General features: G+C 58.3%; 6 protein-coding genes and 1 rRNA gene. 1 reads left to right on the forward strand and 6 read right to left on the reverse strand.

The features are described from left to right. Both BXA07_RS29540 and BXA07_RS29545 read right to left on the reverse strand, forming a co-directional pair. A 16S ribosomal RNA gene (locus tag BXA07_RS29540) occupies positions 1-65 on the reverse strand; the annotation flags it as partial. 433 nt (positions 66-498) lie between these two features. Continuing rightward, on the reverse strand, positions 499-1578 hold the full coding sequence (locus BXA07_RS29545) for a tartrate dehydrogenase (RefSeq protein WP_076573247.1): 1080 nt from the start codon (positions 1576-1578) through the stop codon (positions 499-501). A 103-nt stretch (positions 1579-1681) separates the two neighbouring features. On the opposite strand from BXA07_RS29545, the gene BXA07_RS29550 reads away from it, so the two are divergent. Then, on the forward strand, positions 1682-2581 hold the full coding sequence (locus tag BXA07_RS29550) for a LysR family transcriptional regulator (protein WP_076573248.1): 900 nt from the start codon (positions 1682-1684) through the stop codon (positions 2579-2581). 14 nt (positions 2582-2595) lie between these two features. Here the strand turns inward: BXA07_RS29550 and BXA07_RS29555 are convergent, their stop codons facing one another. The 4 genes from BXA07_RS29555 to BXA07_RS31195 form a co-directional block, all read right to left on the reverse strand. After that, positions 2596-4086, reverse strand: coding sequence for a DUF3482 domain-containing protein (locus BXA07_RS29555; RefSeq protein ID WP_076573249.1), 1491 nt, complete (start codon positions 4084-4086; stop codon positions 2596-2598). Further along, a complete protein-coding gene (locus BXA07_RS29560; RefSeq protein ID WP_076573250.1) occupies positions 4083-5561 on the reverse strand; it encodes a DUF2868 domain-containing protein in 1479 nt (492 codons plus the stop codon). Before BXA07_RS29560 ends, BXA07_RS29555 begins: the two co-directional genes overlap by 4 nt. 62 nt (positions 5562-5623) lie before the next feature. Further along, on the reverse strand, positions 5624-6313 hold the full coding sequence (locus BXA07_RS29565) for a phosphatase PAP2 family protein (protein WP_076573251.1): 690 nt from the start codon (positions 6311-6313) through the stop codon (positions 5624-5626). Positions 6314-6355: 42 nt separating this feature from the next. Then, positions 6356-6602, reverse strand: a 247-nt coding sequence (locus BXA07_RS31195; protein WP_212592405.1) for a hypothetical protein, incomplete at its 5' end; no start/stop codon positions are given.

A 6602-nucleotide genomic window follows, 5' to 3' on the forward strand; every position in this document is an offset into this window, starting at 1 on the left:
TCGACTTGCATGTGTAAGGCATGCCGCCAGCGTTCAATCTGAGCCAGGATCAAACTCTTCAGTTTAATCTCTGTTACTTTGCCGTTTTACCGGCATGGTCGAACTATTTAACTAGTTCAAACCCCTCGCATTGCGAGGTGTTTGCTCACTCAAAAAACTGACAGGCCACTACTTTCGTAGCGCCTATTTCATTATTTCTTGTGAACATTTGATATTTTAAGTATGACGCCAATCCGAAGATCGGCGCTGCACTACATCAAATGTCCACACTTATCGACTGTTAATTGTTAAAGAACTGTATTCGGTTACTGCTTTCGCGCTATCGACAAAGCGTTGTGTTTGTCAGCTGCGAAGAAGGAAGAGTATGAAGCGTTTCGGCCAATTCGTCAACCTTCTTTTTTACTACCCTCACCGTTTCCAGTGATCCCGTTGTTTCGCAAACTGCTGCGTCTCATTGGGGAGGCGAACTATAGCAAAGCCGCCCGCTGGCGGCAAGCTTTATTTCATCAATGCTGCCACCGCCATGCCTACCTCGGTCGTACTGGCGCTACCGCCCATGTCCGGCGTGCGCGGACCATGCTCGAGCACCTGCTCGATGGCGCGCACAATCGCGTCATGTGCGGCCGTGTACCGGGCGTCGCCATTGCCGAGGAAGTCCAGCATCATGGCGCCCGACCAGATCATGCCGATCGGGTTGGCAATATTCTGACCATAGATATCGGGCGCGGAACCGTGTACCGGTTCAAAGACGGAGGGAAATGTGCGCTCCGGATTGATATTGGCCGACGGTGCAATGGCAATCGTCCCCGTACAGGCAGGGCCCAGGTCGGACAGGATATCGCCAAACAGATTCGACGCCACTACCACGTCGAAGCGCTCGGGGCTGAGCACGAAACGGGCCGCCAGGATGTCGATATGGTATTTATCCCAGCGCACATCAGGAAATTCCGGCGCCATGGCTTCCACCCGCTCATCCCAGAATGGCATGCTGATCGCGATGCCATTCGACTTGGTGGCCGAGGTCAGGTGTTTTTTAGGCCGGCTTTGCGCCAGATCAAATGCATACTTCAGGATGCGGTCCACGCCCTTGCGCGTAAAGACCGATTCCTGCAGCACCGTTTCCCGCTCCGTCCCTTCGAACATGCGCCCGCCCACGGACGAATATTCTCCTTCCGTGTTTTCACGCACCACATAGAAGTCGATATCGCCCGGCTTCTTGTTCGCCAGCGGGCACGGTACGCCCGGCATCAGCCGCACAGGCCGCAAGTTGACGTATTCGTCGAACTCGCGCCGGAATTTCAACAACGATCCCCATAAGGAGATATGGTCGGGCACCTTGTCCGGCCAGCCCACGGCGCCAAAATAAATGGCGTCAAAATCCTTGAGCTGGGCAAACCAATCCGAGGGCATCATCTGGCCATGCTCCAGGTAATAGTCGCAATTTGCCCACGCCATGGTCGTAAACTGCAGGTCGATATTGAATCGGCGCGCCGCGGCCTCAACCACACGCAACCCTTCCGGCATGACTTCATTGCCGATGCCGTCGCCGGCGATGACTGCGATTCTGTGTACGGCCATGACGTTCTCCTGTTGATGAATGGATGCGTTGATGATACTGGCGCCGCATCAGAATACAATCAGGGAATTCATAACCCCAGTATCCACATTTCGTGATCAATTGATGAAACATACACCGCTACTGGAAGACTTACGCCTGTTTTGCCAGGTCGCCCATAAAACCAGCTTCGCCGCCACGGCGCTGGAACTGGGCATTTCCAAGGCGGTCGTGAGCAAGCGCATCGGGATGCTGGAAGCGGCGCTGCAAGTGCGTCTGCTGCACCGGACGACGCGCCGGGTCAGCGTCACCGGTCATGGCGAAATCGTGCGGAAATGGGCACAGCGCATTCTGGATGATGTCGAGCAGATGGGTGAGGCGGTGGCCCAATCGACAATGCAGCCACAGGGGGTGCTGCGCATCTGCTCCAGTTCCGGCTTCGGCCGCAACCGGCTCGGTCCCGCCCTCTCCCAGCTGGCACGGCAATATCCCGACCTGAAAATACAGCTGGAATTGCTCGACCGCCCTGTCGACCTGCTGGGTGAAGGTTTCGATCTCGACATTCGCATCGGCGTGGTGCACGAGCCAGACTTGATCGCCCACTATATTGCCAACAATCAACGCGTGCTGTGCGCCGCGCCCGACTACCTGGCACAACATGGCACTCCAGACAATCCGGCGCAATTGCGTGAGCATGCCTGCATCGTCATTCGCGAACGCGACCAGGATGGGCGACGCTGGAAACTGCAAGGGCCGCACGGACTGGAAACGGTCAAGGTCGATGGGCCGCTGTCGGCCAATAATGGCGAGATCGTCCATCAATGGGCGCTGGACGGCCACGGTATCATCTTGCGCTCCGCGTGGGATGTGGAAAGCAGCCTGGCGCAAGGCAAACTGGTACGCATTTTGCCAGCGTATCAACAGCCCGCCGATGTGTGGGCGGTGACCACCTCGCGGTTGTCGAACTCGGCCAAGGTCAGGGCGTGCGTGCAATTTCTGCAACAGTGGCTGCAAGCCCGCGCCTGATCAAGCCCGATTCGCTAGACCAGGCGCGCTACATCCGGATACAGACGAGCCAGGGTATCGGAAGTAATGGACGACATGACGGGCAGGACGCGCTCGGCGGCTTGCTCCGGCGATTTCTCCCGGCGCACTTCTTTCCACAATTCAAGTAACGCAGCGTCATGACGCGCGACCGCTTGCTCGACTTCATCTTGCCAGAAGGCCGGTGCCTCGCTTTCCACAAAGTTGCCGCGGCCGCGGCCAAAGTGCGCCACCGCCAGATAACGCAGCACACCCGCTACCACCAGGGTGCGCAGAAAGGCATCGGTAAACTGCATCGTAGGCTCGTTGCGGTCCGTGCCGGAATTAAACCCCCAGGCGGCACCCGCAAACGTCAGTGCACCGACCACGCCGCCAAGCAAGGCGCCCGTGCCCAAGGTCAAGCCACCGGATATCAGGTCGGCAGACAAGCCCGTCGCTGCGCCGGAAATCATGGCGCCCAATAGCCCCGCTTGCGCCTTGTCAATCGGCGCGCGCACGGCGAAATTTTCTCGCACCCGTGCGTTGATCTTATGCGCATCGGTCGGGTCAAGTTTGTGCAAGATCAAGAGTTCGCGCGTGGTCTCGCCGCTGCGCGTGTTCAGCCGCGCCACCAGATTGCCCATCGCCTTTTCCTGGCGTTGCTGCTCTTCATTCTTGCCGATGCCCACCACCTGCAGGGCTGACTTCAAGAGTCCTTTCGAGACGGGCTCGATCGCTTCGCTATCCTGGCCAGCCACAGCCAGCTGCGTGGCCAGCAAATGCATGGCTTGCTGGAAACGCGCCGTATTTTGCGTTTGCCAAGTCGCAAACAAACGTGCATAGCCGGCTTGCTGCGACTGTGGCAGCAATTTGCCCACAGCCTCATAAAACACCCGCTCATGTACCCAGCAGCGAGCAAAGGCATCGAGCGCCAAAACGTCACGCACGATGGGATATTGCTGCAAATGCTCGCGCCAGCGCGCCTGCTCGCTGTGCTCCTCATTGCCCGGACGTGGCGGCCCCATCTGATTTAGCAAGACCACCACCGGTTTGCCCAGCCATTCGAGAATTTTCATTTCCGCCGGCAGATAACCCGCATCCTTGGGATGCTCCGAGGAATTCACGAGATACAGCACCACGTCGGCCGCCTCCTTGGCCGTGCGCAGCGCCTGCTGACTAAGCCAGAATGGACGGTCGCGGTAGCGGTCCAGCACTTCGCGCAGGAACCAGCCGATGGGATTGCCCGATTGCCCCAGGCGCTTGAGCAGGCGCACGGAGTCGCCAAAGCCTGGCGTATCCCACAATTGCAAGACATCGCCCTGCGGCGTGGCCAGCAAGGTATGCGATTCCGCAAATACCGTCACATGGGCGGCATCGCGCACTTCGCCGATATCCACGCCTACCAGGGTGCGCGCCAGGGTCGTCTTGCCATTATTCGTATGCGAAATCAGCGCAAACTGAATCTGCACCGCATCACCCTGTACATCTTTATTTACATTCACACTCATGCTGCAGCCGATACTTTCAAGCCGACACCGGAATCGAGCGGGTGCAGGGCGGGATTGAGCAAATTGACCAGGGTCGCCGTGGTTTTGTGGAACTGGCAAAACTGTTGCCACAAGGCGACTCTTTCCGCCAAGCGGGCGGTACTATCCGCCTGCTCGCCCGCGCGCTCCAGGTAGCTTGACTCGTCGATGAGGACGGCGATGCCGCGTGCCGACGATTGCACCAGATAATCGAGGAAGGCGCCGTGATTTTCCTTTTCCGGCGTCGCCGTCAGGTTGAACAGCACGGCCGTGATATTGACTTGCGGATCATTCAAGTCCGTGCCGCGCAAGACTTCCTGCGGCTCTTCGCCATATGACGTCGATGGACGCAGCATCATGCGGCCCTGCTCGCCAAACAGCATGATGGACAGCTGACCCAGTCCCTTGTGGCGGGCTTCATCGACCGTAAAGCTGTAAGGCAAGACGCGCAGCATGCCGCCCGTGGCCACGCCGATGCTTTCATTAAGCTTGCGGAAATACGGTTGATCGAGATCCAGCGGAAAGTGCCTGGCCAGGCGCGCGGCGCGCCAGTTGTTGAGCAGTGCCAGGATCAGGCGGGGAACGACCACCAGCAGGAAAATCGTTGCCGCATACAAATGCACCCAGCGCGCGCCGGCTTCGACGGTCGTCGTTTGCGGGAAACGCAGCGCTTCGATTTCCGCCAGCGAAAAACCTTGCAAATGAAACAGGGCGATGGCCGGCGCAAACAATGTCGACAGCAGGCTGTGCACTTGGCCGGCATTCAGAAACGTGCTTTCCCAGCCGGCCGCGTATTGCGACAGGAAACCGCGCGCATACAGCGAGGCAACGGCACCGATGGCAAACATGGCAGCGCTCAGGTGGATGGTACGACCGAGGCGTGCGGCTGTCAGCTTGGCGCTCAGGTGCGCCCATTCCCCCATGAAGCTGAGCAAGCCCGAGGACAATGCGTGCGGCAGTTTGCGCGGCAAGGCCAGCCGGCCCACGCTCAGGTGGCGCACCAGCCCCGCTTTCGGCCAGCCCAGGGCATGCGAAGGAATGCATAGCCAGATCAGCAAGCCCAGGTAGACCAGCACATTCCAGGCGATGATCAGCAGCAAGGGGGCCGACAGCAAGTCGACGCGGTGCGGGTCCGTGATGCGGTCGAGCCCGGCACCCAGCAGCAAGGCCAGCAGGGGCAAGGTCAGCGCCAGGGTTTTCATGCCGTTACGGCGTTTCGCGAACGCGGCGAAGGCCGGCGTGCGCTCGGTGATGCGCTTGAGTATCAACTCGGAACGCTGCTGCAGGAAATCGTCACCTGTCACTTCGGCCTGCTTCCCCGAAGCTTGCCACTGCGCAAGCTCACGCGCACTGCGGCTGGCATACATGCGGTCATCCTCGCTGAGGACTTCTTTTTTCTGGTCGGCCGTCTCGATAGCCCGGACCAATACCACTTCTCTCGCAATCTGCTCGTTCATGGTGCTCCTGTTTTTGTATGAAACGACAACTCGACAGGCAGATTGTGACGTACTTTTGTATTTCAGGCCAACGCGTCCTCGGTCCGGAACAAATGATGCAGCAGATAGATCAGGAAGGAAGCGATCCAGACAGACCATAAGGTATGCGTAAAAAATTGCGTACCATGCAACTGTTGTTGCCAGCTTAACGCCAAACCGCATAGCAGCATGATGCCGGCGAATAGCAGCGCCGTGCGTGGGCGCCTTGGAAGACAGAACGATGGCAAGGCCAGTAGCCACCAGGCAGTGTTCGCCTGGGTGCCGGGCAAACATGCCATGGCAGATGCGCTGACTGGCAACGTTTCCAGCAGGCGCGAGTATGGCTCCAGTCCGCCATAGCGCAACAAATCCGTGGGGCACAGCACATCGCTGAAGGAAGAGAGCCAATAGATGCTTAGCGGCACGAAGATAGCCGACAGCGCCACCACGCGCAAGGCGCTGCGGCGTGAAGCAAGCCAGGCCAGCGGACGCAAGGTGTCCCAGACGGCCAGGCCAATCACGACAGCGCCAAGCAAGATCATACCGAGCTGGAAATTGCCCGCCCACGCGCTGTCAACGCCGACAAATTGCCCGTGCATCCCGTCGAACATGCTATCGGCGATCATAAGGTCGAGGTTGCTGTAATTGCCGATCCAGAGTATCAGCATGGCCGAGAGCATCAAGGCGCAATCGACGCCTCTGGGAGTTTTGACGAGTTTAAGCTTGGCCAGCATGGTTGCACACATTTACTTGATGATATGAAAGGGACTGGCCACTCAAGAGCTGCAGCCATGCAAGTCATCGTACAGTGTCAATATGAAGAGAACATGACGACGGTGCCCGCCGTGCACAACATGTGGTGATAAATGACGAAGGCAGCGCGCAGCGCTGCCTTTTTTTACGCCCACCTGATGGCAAGACAAACCAGCAGACGAAAAAAAACCCGACCATTGCTGATCGGGTTTTTCTCTAGGTGAAACAGCCGGGGGCTGTTTCACCAAATAACAAGCCTGACGATAACCT

This window comes from Janthinobacterium sp. TND4EL3 (assembly GCF_900156175.1).
GTDB lineage: Bacteria > Pseudomonadota > Gammaproteobacteria > Burkholderiales > Burkholderiaceae_D > Janthinobacterium.

Bases quoted from the DNA above. Each gene is read 5' to 3' on its own strand.
- BXA07_RS29550 (WP_076573248.1), top strand. From the start codon at position 1,682: ATGAAACATACACCGCTACTGGAAGACTTACGCCTGTTTTGCCAGGTC.
- BXA07_RS29565 (WP_076573251.1), bottom strand. From the start codon at position 6,313: ATGCTGGCCAAGCTTAAACTCGTCAAAACTCCCAGAGGCGTCGATTGC.
- BXA07_RS29545 (WP_076573247.1), bottom strand. From the start codon at position 1,578: ATGGCCGTACACAGAATCGCAGTCATCGCCGGCGACGGCATCGGCAAT.
- BXA07_RS29555 (WP_076573249.1), bottom strand. From the start codon at position 4,086: ATGAGTGTGAATGTAAATAAAGATGTACAGGGTGATGCGGTGCAGATT.
- BXA07_RS29560 (WP_076573250.1), bottom strand. From the start codon at position 5,561: ATGAACGAGCAGATTGCGAGAGAAGTGGTATTGGTCCGGGCTATCGAG.